3 protein-coding genes and 1 pseudogene are annotated in these 2,548 nt (G+C 64.7%); 2 read left to right on the top strand and 2 right to left on the bottom strand.

Going from position 1 to position 2,548, the window contains the following annotated elements:
- Positions 1–152: 152 nt before the first annotated feature.
- Positions 153–713 carry an RNA polymerase sigma factor gene (locus KZA10_RS12140; protein ID WP_017830773.1) on the bottom strand — a complete coding sequence of 187 codons (561 nt, stop codon included), beginning with the start codon at positions 711–713 and terminating at the stop codon, positions 153–155.
- A gap of 285 nt (positions 714–998) precedes the next feature.
- On the opposite strand from KZA10_RS12140, the gene KZA10_RS12135 reads away from it, so the two are divergent.
- Together KZA10_RS12135 and KZA10_RS12130 are read left to right on the top strand one after the other, a co-directional pair.
- Positions 999–2,003 (top strand): TerC/Alx family metal homeostasis membrane protein, encoded by a 1,005-nt coding sequence (locus KZA10_RS12135; RefSeq protein WP_017830772.1) that lies wholly within the window; start codon positions 999–1,001, stop codon positions 2,001–2,003.
- Between the two features lie 12 nt (positions 2,004–2,015).
- Positions 2,016–2,366: a DUF2834 domain-containing protein gene (locus tag KZA10_RS12130; protein WP_127482428.1), complete on the top strand. Its 351-nt coding sequence runs from the start codon at positions 2,016–2,018 to the stop codon at positions 2,364–2,366.
- Here KZA10_RS12130 and KZA10_RS12125 read toward each other — a convergent pair.
- A pseudogene (locus KZA10_RS12125) lies at positions 2,329–2,548 on the bottom strand (peptidase S16); the annotation flags it as partial. The gene KZA10_RS12130 and the pseudogene KZA10_RS12125 overlap by 38 nt on opposite strands.

The raw sequence follows: 2,548 nt of genomic DNA, 5'->3' as shown, positions 1-2,548 counted from the left end.
TCAACTACCGCTTCGACACCATGGTCCACGCGGCGGACGACATTCTCAAGTTCAAGTACATCGTCAAGAAATCTCGGCGAAGACGGCGTCTTCGATACGGGCGATCGCCTCGTCCGAGAGGGCGGGCAGGTCGCTGCCGCTGGTCTTGTCGTTCATGCGTCTCTCACTTCCGTCACGGCGCCACGCAACTGCGTGCGTACTCGAGAGAGACGGTTCCTGACGACGGCGTGGGTCACCCCGAGCTCTTCCGCAGCCGCCTGATAGGCATAGCCCTCAGACGCGCACAGACGGAAGATCTCACGATCGAGTTCGCTCAACGTGCCCACTTCTCGGGCTATCCGCGCCGCCAGCTCGGCCGTGATGACCTGCTCCTCGACGCTCACCGTATCCGGCAGCAGGGTCTCGTCCACGGCCTCGGCGGTGTGCGCCTGATCGCGCCGACGCTGACGGAGCCGGTTTGCTGCCTGGAATCGGCAGATCGTGGCCAGCCACGGCAGGATCGACTCGCCCTGGAGCTCGAGGTCGGGGATCTTCCGCCAGGCGACGACGAACGTCTCCTGGGTCACATCCTCGGCGTCGGACGGCGAGGCGAGGATGCCCTGCGCGATCCAGTACACGGGACGCACGTGTGCGCGGTACAGCTCGCGAAAGGCGTTCTCGTCGCCGGCCGCGGCCTGCGCCGCCCATCTCTGATCAGTTGTCTGCAGGGGCATCCTGGTTCCGTTCGGTCTCTCACGAGGAGAGTGTCGATCGATGCCCCATCGTCTCAGATCCGGTGCAGGGGATTGCGTGCGGGCCGCAGGGAGTTTCCGACGACATCCGTTCCCACTGATGCCACGGCTCCGGTAGCATTGCCCGGGCGAGAGGGAGTATCCCGAATCCGCGCGTAACGTCATCACGAGCACCGTCATCGCTGCTCCGGGCGCGCGCCGCACCTGTGTGCGGGGGAGAGACTTTCGACTCATTCCCGACCCCTCCGCGAAAGGTGCAGTGCGCCCTTGGAAATCCCCGTCTGGTTCGAGATCACCTCGATGGTCGTCCTCACGATCATCCTGATCGGCGACCTGCTCCTCATCCGGCTGCGGCCGCACATCCCGTCGACGAAGGAGTCCACTCTCTGGGTGGTCTTCTACGTCGGGCTCGCGCTGCTGTTCGCGGTGCTCCTCGGCAATGTCGGAGGTTGGCAGAACGCGGGTGACTTCATCACCGGATGGGCGTTGGAATACAGCCTCTCCATCGACAACCTGTTCGTCTTCGTCCTGATCATGGCCCAGTTCGCCGTGCCGCGGCGGCTGCAGCAGCAGGTGCTCATGGTCGGCATCATCATCGCGCTCATCCTGCGCGGCCTGTTCATCCTCGCCGGTGTCGCGATCGTCGAGAACTTCTCGCCGATCTTCTACATCTTCGGCGCCTTCCTCATCTGGACGGCGATCCGTCAGGCCATGCCGGACGGCGATCACGAGGGCGAGGTGCAGCGCGAGAACTTCATCGTCCGCCTGCTGCGTCGCCGCGTCGACATCAGCGAGACGTACGACGGGTCCAAGATCCGCACCACGGTCGACGGCAAGCGCATGTGGACGCCCATGGTGATCGTCTTCATCACCATCGGTGTCACCGACCTGATCTTCGCGATCGACTCGATCCCCGCGATCTTCGAGATCACCACCAACGGCTTCCTCGTCTTCTCAGCCAACATCTTCGCGCTGATGGGGCTGCGACAGCTCTACTTCCTGCTCGGCGACCTGCTCGACCGTCTGCGCTACCTGCACTACGGCATCGCCGTCATCCTCGGTTTCATCGGCGTCAAGCTGATCCTGCACGCTCTGCACGTCAACGAGCTGCCGTTCATCAACGGCGGCGAGCACGTCGAGTGGGTGCCCGACATCAGCAACATGGTCTCCCTCGGCGTGATCCTCGCCTCGATGACCATCGCGACCGTCGCCAGCCTGATCGCCTCGTCCCGCGAGAAGCGCGCGGCGAGGTCCACGACGACCGTGGAGTGAGATCATGGCGGCATGAACCGCCACTGGACACCCCTCGCCGTCGTCTATCTCGTGCTGGCGGTGGTCGGTCTCATCGGCACCTGGACGTTCAACGTGCTGGCCATCACGCAGATGGTGGACTTCGTCGGCGATCTCGTCGGCAGCGGTCCGGCGGTGTCATCGATCACGGTCGATCTCCTGATCGTGGCGATCGCGGGGAGCGTGTTCATCATCGTCGAGGCGCGACGGATCGGGATGCGGAGGGGCTGGCTCTATGTCGTGCTGTCCGGAGTGACGGCGTTCGCCTTCACCTTCCCGCTCTTCCTGGCGATGCGCCAGCGCCACCTCACCCGTCTGACCACAGAAGCTCGGCGTCGAGCGTGAGGTCGATGATCTGACGAAGCAACGCCCCCACCGTGGCGGACTGCAGCAGCGCGTATCTGTCGTAGTCGCCGAGGGGAGCGATCGCGGCGAGCTGCCACGCGGCGATCGGATCGTCCGAGAGCTCGGTGTCGGCATCCCACTGCGCCTCGGGCGCGCGGGCGAGTGTCCGTCGCACGATCGCC

It is taken from the genome of Microbacterium sp. BF1, from assembly GCF_019279095.1.
GTDB lineage: Bacteria > Actinomycetota > Actinomycetes > Actinomycetales > Microbacteriaceae > Microbacterium > Microbacterium maritypicum.
The sequence above is the reverse complement of the archived record's forward strand: the minus strand, read 5'-3'. Positions and strand labels throughout refer to the sequence as shown.

Bases quoted from the DNA above. Each gene is read 5' to 3' on its own strand.
- KZA10_RS12140 (WP_017830773.1), bottom strand. From the start codon at position 713: ATGCCCCTGCAGACAACTGATCAGAGATGGGCGGCGCAGGCCGCGGCC.
- KZA10_RS12130 (WP_127482428.1), top strand. From the start codon at position 2,016: ATGAACCGCCACTGGACACCCCTCGCCGTCGTCTATCTCGTGCTGGCG.